The organism is Caballeronia sp. INML3B, assembly GCF_023631305.1.
GTDB lineage: Bacteria > Pseudomonadota > Gammaproteobacteria > Burkholderiales > Burkholderiaceae > Caballeronia > Caballeronia turbans.
The window spans coordinates 1-19,695 of the sequence record NZ_JALQDI010000073.1 but is presented as its reverse complement, the minus strand read 5'-3'; the positions used below and the strand labels follow the sequence as shown (position 1 = coordinate 19,695).

Annotated in this window: 17 protein-coding genes and 1 pseudogene; 4 read left to right on the top strand and 14 right to left on the bottom strand. The window is 60.0% G+C overall.

Annotated features, from left to right (window positions below; genetic code table 11):
• Positions 1-993, bottom strand: a complete 993-nt coding sequence (locus tag NCS58_RS29120) for a GlxA family transcriptional regulator (RefSeq protein ID WP_061121355.1) — start codon at positions 991-993, stop codon at positions 1-3.
• A gap of 546 nt (positions 994-1,539) precedes the next feature.
• Between NCS58_RS29120 and NCS58_RS29115 the strand changes: the two genes are divergently transcribed.
• On the top strand, positions 1,540-2,307 hold the full coding sequence (locus NCS58_RS29115; protein WP_061121358.1) for a class I SAM-dependent methyltransferase: 768 nt from the start codon (positions 1,540-1,542) through the stop codon (positions 2,305-2,307).
• A 33-nt stretch (positions 2,308-2,340) separates the two neighbouring features.
• Here NCS58_RS29115 and NCS58_RS29110 read toward each other — a convergent pair whose 3' ends face one another.
• The 4 genes from NCS58_RS29110 to NCS58_RS29095 all read right to left on the bottom strand — a co-directional run bounded on the left by NCS58_RS29110 (position 2,341) and on the right by NCS58_RS29095 (position 8,542).
• Complete coding sequence (locus NCS58_RS29110) at positions 2,341-3,717, bottom strand: undecaprenyl-phosphate glucose phosphotransferase (RefSeq protein ID WP_061121359.1); 1,377 nt, start codon at positions 3,715-3,717, stop codon at positions 2,341-2,343.
• Positions 3,718-3,775: 58 nt separating this feature from the next.
• Positions 3,776-5,290, bottom strand: coding sequence for a mannose-1-phosphate guanylyltransferase/mannose-6-phosphate isomerase (locus tag NCS58_RS29105; protein WP_250478095.1), 1,515 nt, complete (start codon positions 5,288-5,290; stop codon positions 3,776-3,778).
• A 305-nt stretch (positions 5,291-5,595) separates the two neighbouring features.
• A complete protein-coding gene (gene gmd, locus NCS58_RS29100) occupies positions 5,596-6,714 on the bottom strand; it encodes a GDP-mannose 4,6-dehydratase (protein ID WP_061121362.1) in 1,119 nt (372 codons plus the stop codon).
• Positions 6,715-7,393: 679 nt separating this feature from the next.
• Positions 7,394-8,542, bottom strand: a complete 1,149-nt coding sequence (locus tag NCS58_RS29095; RefSeq protein ID WP_250538931.1) for a GlxA family transcriptional regulator — start codon at positions 8,540-8,542, stop codon at positions 7,394-7,396.
• A 359-nt stretch (positions 8,543-8,901) separates the two neighbouring features.
• On the opposite strand from NCS58_RS29095, the gene NCS58_RS29090 reads away from it, so the two are divergent.
• Positions 8,902-9,048: a hypothetical protein gene (locus tag NCS58_RS29090; RefSeq protein ID WP_250538930.1), complete on the top strand. Its 147-nt coding sequence runs from the start codon at positions 8,902-8,904 to the stop codon at positions 9,046-9,048.
• A gap of 114 nt (positions 9,049-9,162) precedes the next feature.
• Here the strand turns inward: NCS58_RS29090 and NCS58_RS29085 are convergent, their stop codons facing one another.
• The 5 genes from NCS58_RS29085 to NCS58_RS29065 form a co-directional block, all read right to left on the bottom strand.
• Complete coding sequence (locus NCS58_RS29085) at positions 9,163-10,503, bottom strand: MFS transporter (RefSeq protein WP_096031965.1); 1,341 nt, start codon at positions 10,501-10,503, stop codon at positions 9,163-9,165.
• 79 nt (positions 10,504-10,582) lie between these two features.
• A complete protein-coding gene (locus NCS58_RS29080) occupies positions 10,583-11,794 on the bottom strand; it encodes a M24 family metallopeptidase (protein WP_061121364.1) in 1,212 nt (403 codons plus the stop codon).
• 140 nt (positions 11,795-11,934) lie between these two features.
• Positions 11,935-12,951, bottom strand: a complete 1,017-nt coding sequence (locus NCS58_RS29075; RefSeq protein WP_061121365.1) for a GlxA family transcriptional regulator — start codon at positions 12,949-12,951, stop codon at positions 11,935-11,937.
• Positions 12,952-12,973: 22 nt separating this feature from the next.
• Positions 12,974-13,387 carry a DUF1398 domain-containing protein gene (locus NCS58_RS29070; protein ID WP_061121366.1) on the bottom strand — a complete coding sequence of 138 codons (414 nt, stop codon included), beginning with the start codon at positions 13,385-13,387 and terminating at the stop codon, positions 12,974-12,976.
• A 21-nt stretch (positions 13,388-13,408) separates the two neighbouring features.
• Positions 13,409-13,873 (bottom strand): MarR family winged helix-turn-helix transcriptional regulator, encoded by a 465-nt coding sequence (locus tag NCS58_RS29065; RefSeq protein ID WP_250478093.1) that lies wholly within the window; start codon positions 13,871-13,873, stop codon positions 13,409-13,411.
• Between the two features lie 204 nt (positions 13,874-14,077).
• On the opposite strand from NCS58_RS29065, the gene NCS58_RS29060 reads away from it, so the two are divergent.
• On the top strand, positions 14,078-14,446 hold the full coding sequence (locus NCS58_RS29060; RefSeq protein WP_061121367.1) for a DUF2784 domain-containing protein: 369 nt from the start codon (positions 14,078-14,080) through the stop codon (positions 14,444-14,446).
• Positions 14,447-14,458: 12 nt separating this feature from the next.
• Here the strand turns inward: NCS58_RS29060 and NCS58_RS29055 are convergent, their stop codons facing one another.
• The 4 genes and pseudogenes from NCS58_RS29055 to NCS58_RS29040 form a co-directional block, all read right to left on the bottom strand.
• Positions 14,459-14,899, bottom strand: a complete 441-nt coding sequence (locus tag NCS58_RS29055) for a cupin domain-containing protein (RefSeq protein ID WP_061121368.1) — start codon at positions 14,897-14,899, stop codon at positions 14,459-14,461.
• Positions 14,900-15,139: 240 nt separating this feature from the next.
• Positions 15,140-15,370 (bottom strand): annotated as a pseudogene (locus tag NCS58_RS34530) (winged helix-turn-helix domain-containing protein); the annotation flags it as partial.
• A gap of 204 nt (positions 15,371-15,574) precedes the next feature.
• Positions 15,575-15,877: a protealysin inhibitor emfourin gene (locus NCS58_RS29045; RefSeq protein WP_061121370.1), complete on the bottom strand. Its 303-nt coding sequence runs from the start codon at positions 15,875-15,877 to the stop codon at positions 15,575-15,577.
• A 74-nt stretch (positions 15,878-15,951) separates the two neighbouring features.
• The gene (locus NCS58_RS29040) at positions 15,952-17,025 is read right to left on the bottom strand and encodes a M4 family metallopeptidase (protein WP_061121377.1); all 1,074 of its coding nucleotides are present in this window, start codon (positions 17,023-17,025) and stop codon (positions 15,952-15,954) included.
• Positions 17,026-17,539: 514 nt separating this feature from the next.
• On the opposite strand from NCS58_RS29040, the gene NCS58_RS29035 reads away from it, so the two are divergent.
• Positions 17,540-19,366, top strand: coding sequence for a serine aminopeptidase domain-containing protein (locus tag NCS58_RS29035; RefSeq protein ID WP_061121371.1), 1,827 nt, complete (start codon positions 17,540-17,542; stop codon positions 19,364-19,366).
• Positions 19,367-19,695: the final 329 nt, after the last annotated feature.

Sequence of the window (19,695 nt, the reverse complement as noted above, 5' to 3'; positions counted from 1 at the left end):
TCAGACCGCGTCGCCGCTTTTTCTTCGATACCGGTACTCGGTCGGGGACATCGAAAACTGCTTCCTGAATACCTTGGAGAATCGCTCGCCATTCGTGAGCCCCGTCCTGCGCGCGATCTTGTCGATGGGCAGATCGCTCTTGGCCAGCAACTCGCAACTGAGATTGAGGCGGGCGCGCAAGAGATACTGCGATGGCGTCAGACCCATCTCGCGCTTGAACAAACGCAGAAAGTTGCGCTCGCTCATCGCCACGGTCCGCGCGGCGTCGCCCACTGAAATCGGACGGCCGCAATTGCGTTCGAGCCAGCGCGCGGATTCCTGTGCCTTCTCCGCCAGCGTCGTCGTGGCGATGGTGCTCAGCATGATCGGCAGGTGCTGGTCATGCGACGACGCGAGCCGGTCCGCCACCGCTGTCGCAATGTCGTAGCCGAGATCGCGCTTGACGAGCGTGAGCGCGTTGATCAGCGCATCGCCGCGTTCGGTCGTTGCCAGGCCTTTCGACGGGCCGCTGTTCCATATCCCGCGCTCCACCGAAGCCCATGCGCTGCGCGAAATGTCCGCCGCTGCGAGCAGCACATCACCGTTGCTGAGCGCGCTGACTACGACGCTTTGCGAGCATGCAATGCGCAGTAGCTCGATGAGCGTTTCGTCCGCGGCGGCGCGCGTCACGCCCGGACCGCCCGCGATAAACAGCGCGTCGAAACTCTGGAATCTCTGGCCGCCCAGCCGCTCGGTCCACACGCAAACCGACGACGAACACGCGATCGCGCCGCCGCGTGCCGAAACGAGCCGGACGCTGTAATCGATGTGATTGCCCGAACCGGGAGACTGAAGCTCGGTCGCGATATGAAATGCCTCGGCGAGCGTTCCCGCACCGAGCAGCGAAAAACCGTCATACAACAGAATGCCCATGCGCTTCGTTACTTTCTCATCAGACAAGCAATACACCTTGCTGATATCTGCATCGCCGAAGGTTATGGCTTGAGAAGACATGTCGATCTCCCTGATTTCGGTTGCAGATTCGATTCGTTCGCTGCGGTGCGAAGGCCACCCTTATTCCGTATACTTTCGTGATCGTAGTGGCCAATTCGCTCCATTCTTTTCGCCGTGGCGGGCGAAAGCATGGTTTTGGCCGAGAAATGCCGCACCCGACAATTCGACATCGGCCGCCGGCGATTTCGCTATCCGATGGAAGCTGGCGAAGCGCCGAATCGCGAAGTTGACTTCGGACTCCGTATCTGTCTGTCTCCGGAGAATGCAGGTATCGAAAGCGTCGTCCTGACTGAGAAGCGGTTTAATCGATTGCGGGGCGTCGATGATGAGCAGAGTCCGCATTTTTATTCGGCCAACGCCTGGTCGAAACCCGCCTCGGCGACCGGCGCAAGGACCCGGCCAACACCTTGCCGAAATCCGTCACTCATGCGGCCGTGCACCGCATGGTGACTACCCTCTGTCAAGACCGGCCAGCTGACGAGGCTGACGAGTCGATAGCGCAAGCCGAGGCGGGTTGGCACCACGACGATTCATGGAGTCGCTCACATGAGTTTCAGCAAGCGATACTCGCAATACTACGATCTTTTCTATCACGAGAAAAACTACAAGGAAGAGGCGGCGTTCGTCACTGGCCTGCTCAGCCGCTATGGAATCGTTGGCGGCAATCTGATGGATCTCGGTTGCGGGACCGGTCGTCACGCGGTGGAACTGGCGGCTACGGGCTTCTTCGTTTCAGGTGTCGACATGAACGCGGATATGCTTGCCCGGGCCGATGCCCGACGCATCGCGCTGCCCGGCGCCGTCGCGAAGCGACTGAAGTTCCAGCAAGGCGACGCACGTACCGTCCGCACCGAAGAGATCTATAACGCCGTCGTCTCTTTGTTTCGTGTCGCAAGCTATCAGACGACCAACGCGGACTTCATGGCGATGTGCCACACCGCCGCGACGCACCTGCCGCGCTCCGGCCTGTTCCTGTTCGACTGCTGGTACGGACCCGCTGTGCTTGCCGATCCGCCCAAGGTCCGCGTCAAGCGCGCGACCAGCGACGACACCGCCGTGATCCGCATCGCCGAGCCCTTGATGCGTCCGCATGACAACACCTTCGCGGTCAATTACACCATCATGATGACGGACTGGAAAACGCAGTGCGTCGAGACCGTGCTCGAAACGCACGTCATGCGCTACATGTTCAAGCCCGAAGTGGAACTGATGCTGGATCTGAGCGGCTTCGAAGTGCTGGACAGCGTGAGGTGGATGGGCGGCGAGCTGACCGCCGCCGATCGGTCCGCGACGTTCGTCGCCCGAAAAAGATGACGTGAAGCGTCGCGCGACGATCCGCCAGGCCTGTCAGTAAGCGTTCACGCCGCGCAGTCCCTTGAAGACCGTTGCAGCGATGATCCGCATATCCAGCCCGAACGACCAGTTCCCCAGATAGTACAAATCGTGCGCGACACGCGCCTCCATCTTTTCGATACGGTCGGTTTCGCCGCGCAGGCCGTTGACCTGCGCCCAGCCGGTGATTCCCGGCTTGATCCGGTAACGATGGATATAGCCGGACACCACCTTCTGATACAGATCGTCATGCTCGATCGCGTGGGGACGCGGCCCCACGACGGACATATCTCCGCGCAGAACATTGAAGAACTGCGGCAGTTCGTCGAGGCTCGTGCGCCGCAAAAAAGCACCGACCGGCGTCACGCGCGGATCGTTACGCGTGGCCTGACTGAGCACGCCGGCCTGCTCGCTATGCAGGCGCATCGACCGAAACTTGTAGATCGTGAAGACGCGCCCGTCCGCGCCCTTGCGTCGCTGTCTGAAGAACACGGGACCGCGTGAGCTGAGCTTCACCGCAATGGCGATGCCGACGAGCAGCGGCGCCACCGCGCAGAGCGCGGCAAGCGCGAACAGCCGGTCGAATATTTCCTTCTGCAGCACCGCCCTCTGCGAGAGCGGCGAGGCAAGGAGATTGATCGCAGGAACGCCCAGTAACTCGGACACGCCGCTCTCAAAGAGCGCGAGGCTGCGCACGTCGGGGATAAAGCGCACGTTGACGAGATCATCGCGGAACTCGTTCACGAAGCGCAGGATCACGCGCTCCTGCGATAGCGGTAACGCAAGCCATACTTCATGTGCGCTGTGTTCGCGGACGTGCGCGACGAACGTATCGAAATCGTCGAAGACAGGTGCGCGGGATGTGATCGACACCTCGGGAGAGGCATTGAACACCGCGATCGTGCGAAAGCCGGAATGGCTCGCCTCCTCGATCTTCTTCGTGACCGATTCGCAATGCTTGCCGCAGCCGACGACCGCCACGTGGTGATAGTTCATGCCCGCCTGACGCATATGGGCGAGCACCGCATGCGTGACGAAGCGGCCCGCGATCATCAACCCGCCCGACATTGCGGTCCAGTAAGCGAACCAGAGGCGCGACACTTGATCGAGCCGGTGCAGCGAGAACATCAGTACGAGCGCGCAGGCCTGCACGACGAGCCAGACGAGCGACACTCGGCTCGCCAGCACGAGCTTGCTGCGCCCGCGCCACGATTCGTACACGCCGAAGCTCGGGAACAAGGTAAGCGAAAACGCAGCGGAAAACGCGGCGAACGGCATGTAATAGTCGGGACCGCCGATGTGATCGAACCTGATCCGCGACGCGATCGCTGCGCCGAAAACCACCATGCCGACATCGAACAGCCGGGCTAGCAATCCCTGTATATCGCGCATGAGAAACCCCAAGCCTGAGATGCGATGCCTTGTTCTTGACGCACCGGGTGGCGCGCGCTCAGATGCGGCCGTAGCAATCGTCCAGCCGCACGATATCGTCCTCGCCGAGATAGGAGCCCGATTGCACCTCGATGATTTCGAGTTGCACCTTGCCCGGATTCTCCAGTCGATGCCGCACGCCGAGCGGAATGAACGTCGACTCGTTTTCTGAAAGCAGGAATTGGTCCTCGCCACGCGTGACGAGCGCCGTGCCGCTCACCACGACCCAATGCTCCGCGCGATGATGATGCATCTGCAACGACAGTCGCGCGCCGGGCGCCACCACGATGCGTTTCACCTGGAAGCGTTCGCCATGCTCGATCGAATCGTAAAAGCCCCAGGGACGCCGCACCTTCCGATGCGCCTCGGCTTCGGGCGCGTGCTGCTCCCGTATGCGCGCCACGAGCCGCTTGATGTCCTGCGCATGGGATCGGTCGGCGACGAGCACGGCGTCGTCGGTATCGACGACCACGACGTTCGTCGTGCCGACGCACGCCACCAGCCGTCCGCCTTCGGAGCGCGCATAGCTGGACGTCGCGCCCTCGAATACGACGCGTCCGCTCGCAACGTTGCCGAGCCCGTCTTTCTCCATCGCTTCCCACACGGCATCCCAGGATCCGAGGTCCGACCAGCCCGCCGCAAGCGGCACGACCACGCCCTTGCATGGCGAGTCGGCCCCGCCGATATGTTCCATCACCGCGTAGTCGATCGAATCCGACGGCACGCGGCCGAACTGATGCGGACACGGGCGAATGAAGTGACCGTCCGTTTTGCCATCCTTGAGCGCCGCGATGCAGCCCGCATGCATCTCGCCGTTGAGACGCGCGAGCGCATCGAGCCAGACGCTTGCACGCACGACGAAGATGCCGCTGTTCCACCAGTAGGTTTGCGCGGCGATGTACTGCGCGGCCAGCTCGGCGGCTGGCTTTTCGACGAATCGATCGATCAGATGAGCGCCATCGCCGAGCGGCTCGCCGATGCGAATGTAGCCGAAGCCCGTATCGGGGCGCGTGGGCGGAACGCCGAGCGTCACGATCATTCCACGTTCGGCATGATTCGCCGCCGCGGAGATCGCACTGTGCAACGCGGTGAGGTCCGCAATGGAATGATCGGACGGCATGGCGACCATGATCGCGTCTTCGCGCGCATCGGCGATGGCGAGCGCCGCGAGCGTCAGCGCCGGCGCCGTGTCGCGTCGCGCCGGCTCGACGATGATGCGCGCGCCGACGCCGCATAGCCGCACCTGTTCTTCAGTCGTGAAGCGATGCTCCTCGCCGCAAACGATGACCGGTTGCGCATCGACGTCGAACTTGCCCTTGAAGCCTTCCATCCGTGTGACCGTCGCCTGTAACAACGAATCGCGTCCGACGACGCCGATCAGTTGCTTCGGAAACTGTTCGCGTGACATCGGCCAGAGGCGCGTGCCCGATCCGCCTGCAAGAATGACCGGCACGATGCGGCGGCAGAGCGGCCGATCCGCTGCTTGCCCGGATGTCGCCGTCGTTGCGTCTGCAGAACTCGTTGCGATTTGCATGGCTGAACTCCGTGGTTTGCCACATTCGTCCGTCGAAAGAACGCTGCACCCGAAGTCATGCCCGCCGGACGGAGGTGTGAAGTTGGACCATTACCGCTGGCATCGTTTGACGAAAACGCTGCACCGACTGCCCCGGGCACGAGAGAAACCGGATCATCATGTCAAGCACCGCGGCGACCCTCTGCTCCTGCTGCGCCAGGGCGAGCGCCAGTCTGCAAGGTAGATGGAATCCGCGCCGACTCATGCGCTCGGCGACCGGATGACGTTCTCCGTCGAAGCGCCCCCCGATCAGCGAACGCTCGGCCTCATTCGTGATGTTCCAGCGCCCGATATCCCGCAAGCGTGATCAGCGCATCCCGCTTCGCTATCTGGTAGTCGGACAGCACCATCTCCTTGACGAGCGCGGCGAATGTCACCGTGGGGGCCCATCCCAGCTTCGCGTGGGCATTCGATGGATCGCCCAGCAAGGTTTCGACTTCGGTCGGCCTGAAATAGCGAGGATCGACCCGAACGATGACCGTACCCGGGGCGACCCGGCATTCCTTGGCGGACACGCTTTCCACGATACCGACCTCATCGACGCCGCTACCCTCGAAGCGAATCTTCATGCCGAGCTCGGCCGCCGCGTGGTGAACGAACTCACGAACGCTGTATTGCACGCCCGATGCGATAACGAAGTCTTCGGGCTCCCGTTGCTGAAGCATGAGCCATTGCATCTGGACATAATCGCGTGCGTGTCCCCAGTCGCGCATCGCCGCCAGATTGCCGAGATACAGACGGTCCTGTGACCCGATCGCAATGCGCGCGATGGCGCGCGTGATCTTGCGTGTGACGAAGGTCTCTCCGCGAACCGGCGATTCGTGGTTGAACAAAATCCCGTTGCACGCGTATATCCCATAGGCCTCGCGATAGTTCACCGTGATCCAGTATGCATACATCTTCGCCACGGCATAAGGACTGCGGGGATAGAACGGCGTGGACTCGCGCTGCGGCACTTCCCGAACCAGGCCGAACAATTCGGACGTGGATGCCTGATAGAAGCGGGCCGTCTTCTCGAGGCCCAATACGCGCATTGCTTCGAGAATTCGCAGAGCGCCGAGGCCGTCTGCGTTGGCCGTGTACTCGGGTTCTTCGAAGGACACCGCTACGTGGCTTTGCGCGGCCAGATTGTAGATTTCGTCGGGCTGCACGCGCTGGATGATGCGCAGAATGCTGGTCGAGTCCGTCAGGTCGCCGTGATGCAAGTGAAAACGCCGCTTTGCGACATGATCATCCTCATAGAGATGATCGATCCGGTCGGTATTGAAAAGGGAGGAACGGCGCTTCACGCCATGCACCTCATAGCCTTTGTCGAGCAGGAATTGAGCGAGATAGGAACCATCCTGACCGGTGATCCCGGTGATCAGCGCGACCTTGTTCGACATCGTTCTTTCTCCTCGTGTGCGTGTGCGACTTTCGAAGTGCAATCAGAAGGTGTCTACGGGCCTCGCCACATCCCCCGCCGAGCCGGCGCCACGATCATGCACGGCGCTGCATCCGGACTTGTCGGCGGAACATCCGCCCTGCATGCCCGGCAGGCGCGCTTATATGAGGGACGACGCGTCATGAAAGCGGGCACTCGGACGCGTTTCCTGGGTTCCTGAAGCAGAACAAGCTGAAGGGTTCGGAATTCGCCGACGAGAAACCAGATGAGCCTCGCTGCGTCCGTCGCTGTTGTGCACTGTACCTATGCCTTGCTCGCGCATGGCGATGCGACGGAAATCGCCAAGATGTTGTCGGCAGCGAAAGCACTGTCGGTAAGAACGAAACTGCGCCCGAAGCACCGGCGTGCTTCGGCAAGGCTTTGTCGGCCTACATACGGGGATAGGGAACATCGTCCATGCCGTCGGCGTCATGACCGAGCCGGGTAACGCGGAAGCACTGCCGGAGGCGATCGTAGGTCCGCTTTACCCCGCGCTAGAGAATCGTGGCTATGTTGCCGTCTTCACGGTTCTCTTTTTTGTGCATCGATCTCCTGAGTTGAAGGCATCCGTGGCGGCAACGCGGCCAATTCATCCGCAAGCGCTCCGACAGATTTTTTGATCGTCGGGTGGCCGGCGTCGCTCAGGATTTCTCGCGGCTTCGCGCGCGAAACTCGGTCGGGGACATCGAGAATTCCTTGCGGAAAAGTTTTGACAGCCTCTCTCCGTTGCTAAGCCCCGTCCGCCGCGCAATCTTGTCGACCGGGAGATCGCTACTCTCGAGCAGTTTGCATGTGAGTTCGAGCCGCGCGCGAAGCAGGTACTTCGAAGGCGTGACACCGATCTCGCGTTTGAACAAGCGCAGGAAGTTACGCTCGCTCATCGACGACATCTGCGCCGCGTGCACCACGGATATCGGCTTTGCGCAGTTTTGGACAAGCCAGCGCGCCGCTGCGCGCGCTTTCTCCGCGAGCGTCGCGTCGTACATCTCTTCGAACCTGTCGGCGAGCGAAAGGTCCGCACCGGAGCCGAGGCGGTCCGCCACACGAACGGCCAATTCCGCGCCGAGGTCTTTTTTGAGCAGCGCGAGCGAAGTCATCAAGGCCTGATCGCGCTCATGATCGTCCACGATCGCCGTTTGCGACTTGTGATGTATCTCCGGCTTCATCGAGGGCCAGTCACGTCGCGCCACGCCCGCCGCCGACAAGAGCATCTGTCCGTTACCGATCGCGGTTATCGTGACGCTCTTCGCGCTCACGCGTCGCAAGAGATCGATGAGACCGTCATCGGCTGAAGCGCGCGCGATCCCGGTCCCACCGGCGACGAAAAGATTGTCGAGGCTTTCGAACTGCCGGCCCGCCAGTTGTTCTGTCCAGACCGACATTGAAGAGGAACACGAGACGGTTCCACCACGGGCCGATACGAGGTTCACGCGATAGGTCAGGGAACGGTTCGCATCTTCCGATTGCAATTCATTTGCCGCATGCAACGCCTCCGCGACCATCCCGGCCGCGAGCAGGGAAAATCCGTCGTACAGGACGATACCGACATGTTTTACCACTGCTGAATTCCGCATCGAATAGGCGTGCCTACCCATGCAATCCACAGCTTCGAGAACGTCAGATGAAGTTGACATCACGTAACCTCCGAGTCGTTGCGTTAATGTTCTTCGTATTGAACGAGCGAATCGACTGACGGGCGTCGTCGGACTGAGAAGTCGCTTCTGAATTTGCACGTTCAGGTTACAGGCAAGAAAAAATTGCGTCGAGGGCTGGATAAAATAGGCATCCATATGAAAAAACTTCCCGATCCGTTTTTAGTCTACGAATGATCACGCACGTTCGTATAGACATCCTGCATGACGCGTACAACTTAGGAGACCTTTCGCAGCCTGCGAAAGATGCGTGGTCAAACAGCAAGTTTGGCTATATACCAGTCAGATAATCCGCCATTCAAATTTGAATAGCCCTCCTTCTGCTGGAAAACGTGGACGCGGCGCCCATTAGCGCCGAATAACATTCCCGCAATCGTTTGCGCGCGGCCGCATTGGCAACGCTACGACCGCTGCCAGGTTCGACTTATCGACTGGTGAAGTCTTTTGTCTGAATACACCGGAATGAAAATCAAAGACCGATGAGTGCGGATCGACCCATGGAACAAATGAATGGCGATCCGGCAATCGATGTCCAATGGAGGACAGGGATGCCGGATCGTGAAAAGAAGCGACGGGTTAAAGATCCCGGGCTTGGGGAAAGTCCCTACGGGGTTTCAGTGAAAGATGCGAAAAGACAGCTTTAATTCGCCTTACAGGCAATATCATTTGGTGTGCTACGCATACAATCTTCCTGGCTGCCGCGCATTGTATCCTCTTATCAAATCGCAACGGGTTAGCGGTCCATCCGCGAACAATAGTTAATCCGGCAACGGCGCGTGCGAAGTTTCGCGACTTGCAAGCATTGCAATGAGTGCCACGCCCGCGGCTCCAACGAGATACCACGCGGGCGCCAGCTTGTTGCCCGTCGCGCTGATGAGCCACGTCGCGACGAGCGGTGCGGTACCGCCGAAGAGCGCATTCGCGGCATTGAAGCAGAAGGCAAAGCCGCTATAACGGACGCGCGTCGGGAATATCTCCGACAAGAAGCACGGCAATGTGCCATCGTTCATCGTGAGCAGCGCGCCGAACGCGACCTGGATCGCGACGATCATTGCGAAGCTCGCGCCCGCCAGTCCCTTGAAAAGCGGCACCGTCAACACCGCGAACAAGATCGATGCACCAATCAGCATCGACTTGCGTCCTACGCGGTCGGATATCGCACCCATCACGAAGATCAGGCCGATGTATGCCGTGAGCGAAATGGTCGCCGCAATGAACGAGGCGCTCTCGCTCATCCCCATTTCAGTAGAGAGATACGTCGGCATGTAGCTCAGCACCAGATAGAACGCCACCGCATTCAGGCACGTTACGCCGAATGCAATCAGCATTCTCCCGCGATGCTTCGACAGCAATTCAGCTATCGGCGCCTGCGCGGCTTGATGATTCTTCTCCATTGCCTTGAAACGCGGCGTGTCCTCGAGCTTCACGCGGATATATCGACCGATAAGACCAAACGGCGCGGCCAGAAGAAAAGGCAGACGCCAGCCGAAGGACTGCAACTGCTCGCTCGTGAGCGCGGCATGCATCAGAACAACGAGGACCGAGCCCAACAGCAAGCCCGCCGCCGTGCTGGCGGGCACGATGCTCGTATAGATGCCGCGCCGTTTGTCCGGTGCGTATTCGGCGAGGAACGCAGCCGCGCCCGCATACTCACCCGATGCAGAAAAGCCCTGCACGACGCGCACGAGAAGCAGCAGAACCGGCGCTAGCATGCCGACCTGCGCATAAGTCGGAAGCAATGCAATGAGAAAGGTCGAACACGACATGATAAGAATCGACAGAGACAGCGATGTCCGCCTTCCTATCCTGTCGCCCACATGGCCCCACACGATGCCGCCGATCGGCCTCACGATGAACGAGATCGCGAACACGCCGTAAGTGGCGAGCAAACCCGTCGCGCCGTCGGTCTTCGGGAAGAACACGACGGCGATGATGGTCGCCAGATAGCCATAAGACGCATAATCGAACCACTCGACGAAATTGCCGATGAAGCTCGCACAAGCCGCACGCTTCAATATCTGCGGATCGACTTGCGTGCTCTCCTTGTGCGATACCTCGGGCATCGCGACCTGCGCGGCGACTGCTCTTTCCGTATTCATCGACTGTCTCCCGACATGATGATGCGATTGCTTCATGCGAGCCGGCGGCGACGCCGCCGCCGGATCGTGCCTTGGCCGTTCAGGCCGGGATGATGTTGTGCTCCGGTCCGTAAGGGAAGCCTGTGATGTTCGTAGCGCCCTTCTCCCCGACGACGAGGATGTCGTGTTCGCGATAACCCCCGGCACCGGGCAGGCCTTGCGGAAGCATGATCATCGGCTCCATCGAGACGACCATGTTCGGTTCGAGCACCGTGTCGATGTCCTCGCGAAGTTCGAGGCCCGCTTCGCGACCGTAATAGTGCGAGAGCACGCCGAACGAATGGCCATAACCGAATGTGCGGTATTGCAATACGCCGTATTCGGCATAGATCTTGTTGAGCTCGCTCGCGATATCGCAGCATCGAGCACCCGGCTTGATGAGCTTCAGCCCCGCCTCATGAACTTCGACGTTGATCTTCCACAACCGCATATGGGCGTCGGAGCAATGATCGAAGAACATGGTGCGTTCAAGCGCCGTGTAGTATCCCGCGATCATCGAAAAGCAATTGAGGCTGAGGATGTCGCCCTTTTCCACCTTGCGCGTGGTGACGGGATTGTGCGCGCCATCTGTATTGATGCCGGACTGGAACCAGGTCCAGGTATCCATGAGTTCTGAATCGGGAAAGCGGCGGGCGATCTCGCGCACCATTGCCTGCGTGGATGCGAGCGCCACTTCATGCTCGGGCACGCCTTCGTGAACGGCCTTTGCGAGCGCAGCGCCGCCGACGTCGCACACGTTCGCACCATGCTTGATCACATCGATTTCTTCCGCCGATTTGATCATGCGCATGCGCATCGTCTGCACGCCGATATCGACGAGTTCCACCGACGGCAGCGCAGCCTTCAGCTTCGATAACATCTCGACCGAGAGCTGATCGAATTCGACGCCCACACGTCCCTTGTTTTCGATTTCACCTTGTACGGCGCGGAAAAAGTTATCGCGCTGCCAGTCGGTATAGACGACGTTATAGTCCCCCACGGTGCGCCGCCACGGCTGTCCGCCGTCGATGTTCGCGGAAATTGACACGACTTTCTTCGGCGTGACGACGAGACCGTACTTCCGGCCGAACGAACAATATAGAAAGTCGGCGTAATAGTTGATGTTGTGATACGACGTGAACAGGACGACATCGACGTTCTCGCGCGCCATCAATTCGCGCAGCCTGCCGTGGCGATTCGCGTATTCGGCATCGGAGAACGTGTGCGTGGCTTTGTCGCCGTTCTCGATGCGGATAAGGTTCTCCATTTTCATGCACTCAGCTCCTCGGTGAAAGTCCGTTGGTGTGAGTGAATGGTAGGAGCCTGGCGGTTTTGGATATTTCCCGATTCGACGTCAAAATTCGGCTTTTCGACATCGAGGGTTAACCACGAACGACGCCTGTGAGCGCTGCTTCAAAGGGCCTTTTGATAGCGCCGGCGATCGGCTATCGGCGAGATGTTGAACTGCGCCTTATAGCGCGTCGAGAAATGGGACAGGGACGTGAAGCCGGTGCGCTCGCATACGTCTTCGAGCGTGCGCGCGGTTCTATACAGCAATTGACGCGCGCGCAGCAGGCGTATTTCGAGGTAAGCCTGCGCCGGTGTCCTGTCGAGGCGCTCCTGAAACCATCGCTCGAGTTGACGTTGGGATACCTTCACGAATGCCGCGATCTCCGCGATGCTGAGCGTCTCCTCGATATTGCTTTCCATGACCTGCAGTGCTTCATCGAGCTTGGCGTGTGCGTCGCCGGTGTATTGCCTGAGCGACGTCACCTGGCGCTCTTCGTGACCGCGCCGCTCCGCGACGAGCAATTCGAGCACACGCGCCGCGAGTGCGGGGCTGCCCGGCGGAAGCGACAGCAAATGCACCATCAGATCGAGCGGGGCAACGCCGCCGCTGCACGTGTACCGGTCACGATCCACTTCATAGAGCCGATTGGATACGGTGAGCTTCGGAAACTGCTCCAGCAGCGTGTCCTGATCCTCCCAGTGAATCGTGCAGCGATAGCCATTGAGCAGGCCGGCGCGCGCAAGAAAATAGCTGCCCGTATCGAGACCGCCGAGCGCGCTGCCGCGACGCGCCTGCAAGCGGAGCCAGTCCATGATCGCGCCAATACCCTTGCGCGGAATCGGATTCGGCCCGACGACGAACACGGCGTCGAACTCGGCCGCCTCCGGCATCGCGACATCGGGAATCACGCGGATGCCGTCGCTCGAACGCACGGCGTTACCGTTCGTGCCAATGAGCGTGTACTCGTAGACCACGCGCTCGACGAGCATATTGGCAATGCGGAGCGGATCGACCGCCGTGCCGAGAGCGATCAGCGAAAAGTTTTCCAGAAGCAAGAAGCCGATTCGCATCACACGCAGATCGTGCATGCCGAGATGGGCACGCCGCGTCTTGTCGGGCAGATTGGCGGCGGACGGCATGAGAGGTCGCTTGGCTCCCGTATCACACCATCACTTCGGGATAGTGCTCGATGTATTCCTCACCCTGGCACCCGGAATAGACAACACATCTGCGAATCAGATCGACGTCGTAGCGAACCACGCCGGCATTCCACGCGCTCTGAAGGAACTCGGGGAACGTGCTTTGGCCCGCCTGATCCGTCCGCAACGCTTTGATCAGTGCGCCGCGATCGAATGCCGGCACGTCGAGTGCGCCCTGCGCTAACGGCGCACCTTGCTGAATCACAGCACCGCGCGTCGTCATATAAAGACTCTGGCACGAGGGCAGAAACCAGACGTTCTTGCTGACGCCAGCCTGCCGAAGCACTTCCGCGAGATATGGAAATCCGCCGGACTTCGGTGTGCCGTTCATTGCGCGTCGTTGGGCGGCGGCAAGATTTTCGATCGCCTCACTCATTCCTTCTCCATTCATCGAGGATCATTCGATAGGGATCTCGCGAATCTGATTAAGCTCGGCGAGCTTTTGCAGGAGATCGCGAAGTGTGTTGCGCTCCGATTCGTCGAGCACGGAAAAGAAATGGTCGTCATTACCGTCGGCAATGGCGGTCAGTTTAGGTAGCAAGCGACGCGCGTCGCGTGTAAGCGACAGTATTTGCACACGGCTGTCATCAGCACTTGCGACGCGCGAGACGAGCCCTTTTGATTCGAGCTTGTCGAGAATCTTCGAAACGGCGCCCCTCGTCATCCCGATCGAAGCGGCCATTGCCGAGTTCGTCGAGTTGGCACGGTTCGCGATATGGTTCAGCGCAACCCATTCGGCCACGGAGATCTGCCGATCCGACAAGGCGCGTGCAAATGCGTCCGATACCTCGTTCGATACGAGCCTCATCCAGTATCCGAGGTGGCGCTCAAGAGGATCATGCGTGGCAGACAGGTTAGTCACAGATCGAATCACATTTTATGTTTCCGTGGAAACAATTTTAGTTTCCACGGAAACATATGTCAAGCTACCATCTGTGCGTTTTTCAGTACGCTGCAATGCGTACGCGATATTGCCAGCGCCGTAGACGCATACTATGGAATGTATGTCCGGGGATGAACTCCGCAAAACGCCGGCTTGAAACGAGAGAAGAATCAACACTTGAAAATGATCTGGCTCGCGAACGCGACTCTCGTACTGCACGCGCTGATCGTGATTTTTATCGTCGGCGGATTGATCGCGATCTGGAGCGGCGCCGCGTTCGGACGCAACTGGGCGCGCAACCGCGCGTTTCGCAGAGCGCACATCTTTGCCATCGCCATCGTCGCGGCACTCGCCGTCGCGGGCCTCCCCTGCCCGCTCACCGTTCTGGAAGATCAGTTGCGCGCCGGGGCGCCCGGCGCGCAAGGCTTCGTGCAGCGTTGGGTCGGCGCCTGCCTGTACTGGGACTTGCCGGGCTGGGCGTTCACGCTCGCCTATGTCGCATTCTTCCTCGCTGTGGTCGTGACTTGGCGCCGCATTCCGCCTGACGCGTGAACGGATTGAGATTCAGAACGACGTGCGGGGAAGATAGCCGCTCGGCCTGCCCTGGAGCTTGCGGCTCACCTTGAGGGCGAGCAATACCGGTTTGGTGATATGCGGGCGCAGGATCGCATGTTTGCGCACATACCTTGGAACGTACCATTCGGAACGCGTGCCCGCGTAGAACAGGGCAGCGTGTCCCGCGCGCAGCGTGCGCGGTTCTTGCCCTTCGGCGGTGATGATAACTTCGCCTTCGATCACGTAAATCGTCTCGTCTTCTTCGAAGTACCAGTTGAAACGGCCGGCGGTGCAGTCCCAGACCCAGGAGGAAGTCGTGGTATCGAGACTTTGCGACCACCTGCCGCTGCGGGCAACGGGATTGCCTTCGAGGATCCACGCCGGGTCGATCGGATCGGGCTCCAGCAACACGTCATCCAGACGCACGGACTCGAAAACGGGACTTGTCATGAAGGCTCCTTTTTACGTTGCAGCTCATCGGTCATAAACAGAGCGAGGCTCCGTCGGAAGGCGTCGGTGCCTTGCGCTCAGGGCGATCCGCATTGGTCTGATCGCATTAATAGACAAATTCGCCAGAACCCGGTTCGCGACATACATTACAGTTTGTAATGTATGTCCATCATACCTTGCCGCAGAACGGTGCAAACAGAAAAGACGTTCCTTGTATGACAAATCGCACTCGACTTCGTCACGAACGTTGCGGATCAATGCGCACCGAAGCGCTTGCGCATCGAACGAAAGAGCACGTCGAGCATTGCTTTGCACTTCGTTTCCCCAACCGTAGATCCGGTCTGCGAGTTGCGCGCGGGAAAGAATTGCGTCAGGTCGCTCGAAAAGCGCGTGCATCAACGCGAATTGCCGTGCGGACAACGGCGACGCGACACGCTCGCGCCAAAGCGTGCGGCGGTCGATATCGATCGCATCGGGATTCGCTCGGCTGGGCGTGCGTCACATCACCGATAGCAAGCGCGAACGCGGCAAGAAGAAGGGAATGCACGGAAGAATTCTGCGCATGCGCCGCCGCGCTGAGCCGCGCGAATGTCCGGAAACGGTTGTGCCTCCAATCCGATCGTAGAGACACTAAACCAGCTCACTGTTAGCGACTCTCGTTTCAGGCAGCGCGCTTCAACGATGCCCATGCCGCTTCACGAAATCCATCAAGGCAGCAAACGCGGGAGGAATGGCTGGATCCGCGGCCTTGAGCCGCAGCGCGTCGCCGCCATCGATGTTAATCCGGTAAGTGCGGCCGTCCGGCACCGGCTTCGCGGCGCGCGGGCCCGGCGCGCTTGCCTCGTCGCGCGCCGCAGCGACGAGGCGCGCGAACTCGGCGCCGTCTTGCGCCGACAGGTCGCCTTCGTCGAGTATCACAGGCCGTGCAAGTCCTGGAAAGGCGGCGAATCCGCCATCGGTCGTCAGCTCCGCATGCATCGAAGGCTCCCGTGACGTTTGATGCAAGGCGCAGCCCATGCAAATCAAGGCCGCACCAAGAAAGAGTCCAGTCGTCACAATACACCGACCTCGGTCCATCCTTTCCTGACCGCCGACGACTCCGCGCTGCTCGCGCCATAGAGCTTGCTCGCGGTGGAGAGCGTCAACTTCGCGAACGTCTTGAAGGTCGCCGTCGGCTTGAGATGCGAGTCGGTCAGGGTCTCGTACCAGATCCGTCCCGCCTTCTCCCACGCATATCCGCCGATTTCCAGCGCGGTCACGCAAAAGGCCTTGTTCGGAATGCCCGAATTGATATGCACGCCGCCATTGTCCTGCGTCGTGCGAACGTAATGGCTCATGTGGTCCGGCTGCGGGTCTTTGCCGAGTCTCGGATCGTCGTAGGCGGTGCCGGGATTTTTCATCGACCGCAACGCGACGCCGTTCACGCCGTTGGCGAGCAGTCCTTCGCCGATGAGCCAGTCCGCCTTGTCGGCCGTCTCTTTGTTCGCATACTGCTTGATGAGCGAACCGAACACATCCGACACCGATTCGTTCAACGCGCCCGCCTGCGCCATATAGTTCAGACTCGCGGTGTGCTCCGTCACACCATGCGTCAACTCATGACCGATCACGTCGAGCGCGATGGTGAAACGATTGAACAGTTCTCCATCGCCGTCGCCGAAGACCATCTGCTGTGAATTCCAGAATGCGTTGTCGTAATCGGTTCCGAAATGAACCGTTCCGGTGAGCGGCAATCCCGCATCGTCGATGGAGTTGCGGTGGAACACCTCGAGATAGAACTCGAAGGTCGCGCCGAGTCCGTCATACGCCTCGTCGACTGCATCGTCGTTCACGGGCTTCCCGCCTTCAGCCCGAACCACCGTGCCCGGCAGCGTCTCTGTGTGGTTGGCCGTGTAGATCGTCCTGTTCGCGGAAGGGGCCGCAGCCGTGGGCATCGGCGCGGCACGCCGTGGCGCGAGTGCTGCCTGCACGGAACGGAAATGCCGCATCGTGTGGTCCGTCGACAAGGTGTCGATGGCGATCTCACGCTGTTTCGCATCACCATGTTTTGCGATGTGCTCGAGCATATGCGGCGGGAGAATGCAGTAAATCGAACGCGGACGTTCCGGCTTCGGGTGATTGCACATGATGCTGTCCTTTTTCATAGCGATTGGGATGGCGACCGCAGCTACGACGAAGAATCTAGACGATGAAACTGAATAGTCAATGCGGCGCTTTTACCGAAACGTGGCGAGACGCGAGGTCCTCGTGAACTGCTTCATGCACGTGTAACGAGTGGACGTCGTTTTTCGAGTCTACAAAACACATAGGTATGCTTACTATATTGATGATAAAGAGAAAGAAAGTCACCGTTTGCGGCTTGCGGATAAACATCTGCTCCTGACCGGCGATTTTTGAAGCTCGCCTGCATGCGTCTCCCGGTCATCTGAAGGTTTACGCAAATCATCAGTTTGTTGGCCACCGCACCGAAAAGACGAATCGAAAAGATGTTAAATCTTCCAAAACGTGCAATGAGAAACTCAAGAAAATGCGCGACCTTATTAGAAAATTCGGCGGCCGAGGGACGCGTGACGCTGCCAGCGTCGCGTTTTACCGAAGCACGCGCGCCTGCATCGGTAATTTCGGAAGGGGAGGCGACGCATGACGCCGCTTGTCTTCGGGGGCCGTTTCGGGTGGCTTCATGCGGGTCAGGGAAGCCACGGCGTCGTGCTGTGCAATCCCTTCGGACATGAGGAGGCGTGGGGACACAAGGCCATGCGCTATCTCGCCGAGGAGCTTTCCCGGCGGGACATTCCGGTCCTGCGCTTCGACTATCTTGCAACGGGCGATTCGGTGGGCATCGATCACGAAAGCGATCGGCTCGACGACTTCGTCGCGGATATCGGCGCGGCGGTCGAACGCTTGAGGCATGAAACAGGCGTGACCAGGGTCACGTTGTGCGGCTTGCGTCTGGGCGGAACATTGGCGGCGCTCGCATCGCATCATCCGCTCGTGGATTCGCTCGCACTGCTCGCGCCCGTCGTGAAGGGACGCCACTATCTGCGCGAATTGACTGCCTTGCGCAGCACGTGGGTCGAGAATCTTCCCCTCGACGTGCGCGCCCGGCAGATGGATTCGCCCTATCACGTGCTCGGTCAGGTTTATAGCGAAGCGTTTCGCAACCGGTTGAGCGGCCTCGATCTCGGCAAGTCCATGAGCCGTCATCCCGCTCTACCCAAGCGCGTGTTCGTGGCCGATATGCGGCCCGGCGCGAGTCAGTCGCTCTGCACCGCATTGCGCGATCGTGGCGTCGACGTGCAAGCGGACAGCTTCGACGACTATTTCGAATTCATGCAGGAGACGGCCTCGTCGACGTTGCCGGAGAAAACGCTCAAGCGGACTGCGCAATGGATCGCCCAAGGCATGGCCGAAGACGAGCTCGGCGACCTCGCGCCGGCTCGCACGAGAAAGGCGTCCCGGCCGAGCATGAGCGACGATGCGATCATCGAAACGCCGGAGGCCGTTGAGCGCCCGGTGATCTTCGGCGCGGCCGGACTCTTCGGCATCTTGTGCGAGCCGCGCGACAGACTCGCGGGCGGGCCTGTCATCGTCATCACCAACACGGCGGGCAGCGTGCATCAGGGCGACAGCCGTCTGTCCGTGCGCTTCGCGCGGGAAATGGCGCAACGCGGTATCGCATCGTTGCGCTTCGACGCGCGCGGCATCGGCGATAGCCCCGCCCGCTCGCCCGACGGAACGCTGGACACGATGGCCTCGATTCATGCGGAAAGCACGATCGATGACGTCGCGACCGCGGGCGCATGGCTCAAGCGCAAGGGCTACGACAACGTCATCGCGTTCGGCATCTGCTCGGGCGCGTATAGCGCGTTGCGCGCATCGCTCGTCGAGCCGGCTATCGCGGCCGTGATCGCCGTGAACCTCCAGCGTTTCTACATACCCGAGCGGCTGACCCTGCAGGAACTCAGGAACCAGCGGCGCAACACGATGGCGCGTCTCGGGCCGGCCATCCTGAAGCCCGGGAAATGGTGGCTCGTGCTGAGCGGTCAACGCGGGTTCAAGCCGATCCTCAAGGCTTTCGCATCGAATGCGGCGGCGCGGCTGCAGTCGCAGTTGCTCGGCGTAACCCGCAGGAAACCGGTGCATGCAGGCGGCAACGAATCGCTCACGGACCCGCACAGTGTCGTTCACGCCCTCGAACGCAAGGGCGTGCGCACGTTGCTCGTGTACGGCGCGGGTGACGAAGGCCTCGATCAACTCAATGCCCACTTCGGCCGCCATGGGAAGAAGCTCTCGCGAACGGCGAGAGTGAAGGCCGCCGTTTGCGGGGATGTCGATCACGCGCTCTATGACACGCGCGCGCTGGCGAGCGTGATTGCGCTGTCCGAGACGTTCATTCAGGATCTGCAGCCACGAAGCGTGCCGGTGATGGAACCTGTCGCACCGCTCGGCGTTTCCCAGCAACTTTGAGTTGATCTTCATCACCTCGTCTTCGGTACGGTCGCGACCTGCTTTCTCTTGCGCGGGTCCGTATCGAAGACGACATGCCTCAATCGCGACGATGTTCGTCCGACGCCAACATCCCTCCCCGATCTGTTTTTCGCCGACCGACACGTTGCCTCGATTTTCGCTTCGAAGAAACGATGCAAAGCCGCGTCATCTTCTTGTTTTCTCCATTGATATCAGCCGGTTAGATTAACCGAACAGATCTTCTAGCCTTGCCTGGCACAGCCCTCGCATATGTAGCTGCGAGCGCAACGATTGATGCTCATCCAACCAAACCCAGTCCAGGAGCTACA

Bases quoted from the DNA above. Each gene is read 5' to 3' on its own strand.
- NCS58_RS29045 (WP_061121370.1), bottom strand. From the start codon at position 15,877: ATGCATGCGGAGCTGACGACCGATGGCGGATTCGCCGCCTTTCCAGGA.
- NCS58_RS29060 (WP_061121367.1), top strand. From the start codon at position 14,078: ATGATCTGGCTCGCGAACGCGACTCTCGTACTGCACGCGCTGATCGTG.
- NCS58_RS29055 (WP_061121368.1), bottom strand. From the start codon at position 14,899: ATGACAAGTCCCGTTTTCGAGTCCGTGCGTCTGGATGACGTGTTGCTG.
- NCS58_RS29075 (WP_061121365.1), bottom strand. From the start codon at position 12,951: ATGCCGTCCGCCGCCAATCTGCCCGACAAGACGCGGCGTGCCCATCTC.
- NCS58_RS29090 (WP_250538930.1), top strand. From the start codon at position 8,902: ATGGAACAAATGAATGGCGATCCGGCAATCGATGTCCAATGGAGGACA.
- NCS58_RS29085 (WP_096031965.1), bottom strand. From the start codon at position 10,503: ATGAATACGGAAAGAGCAGTCGCCGCGCAGGTCGCGATGCCCGAGGTA.
- gmd (WP_061121362.1), bottom strand. From the start codon at position 6,714: ATGTCGAACAAGGTCGCGCTGATCACCGGGATCACCGGTCAGGATGGT.
- NCS58_RS29035 (WP_061121371.1), top strand. From the start codon at position 17,540: ATGACGCCGCTTGTCTTCGGGGGCCGTTTCGGGTGGCTTCATGCGGGT.
- NCS58_RS29095 (WP_250538931.1), bottom strand. From the start codon at position 8,542: ATGGATGCCTATTTTATCCAGCCCTCGACGCAATTTTTTCTTGCCTGT.
- NCS58_RS29110 (WP_061121359.1), bottom strand. From the start codon at position 3,717: ATGCGCGATATACAGGGATTGCTAGCCCGGCTGTTCGATGTCGGCATG.
- NCS58_RS29080 (WP_061121364.1), bottom strand. From the start codon at position 11,794: ATGAAAATGGAGAACCTTATCCGCATCGAGAACGGCGACAAAGCCACG.
- NCS58_RS29070 (WP_061121366.1), bottom strand. From the start codon at position 13,387: ATGAGTGAGGCGATCGAAAATCTTGCCGCCGCCCAACGACGCGCAATG.
- NCS58_RS29120 (WP_061121355.1), bottom strand. From the start codon at position 993: ATGTCTTCTCAAGCCATAACCTTCGGCGATGCAGATATCAGCAAGGTG.
- NCS58_RS29115 (WP_061121358.1), top strand. From the start codon at position 1,540: ATGAGTTTCAGCAAGCGATACTCGCAATACTACGATCTTTTCTATCAC.
- NCS58_RS29040 (WP_061121377.1), bottom strand. From the start codon at position 17,025: ATGTGCAATCACCCGAAGCCGGAACGTCCGCGTTCGATTTACTGCATT.
- NCS58_RS29105 (WP_250478095.1), bottom strand. From the start codon at position 5,290: ATGCAAATCGCAACGAGTTCTGCAGACGCAACGACGGCGACATCCGGG.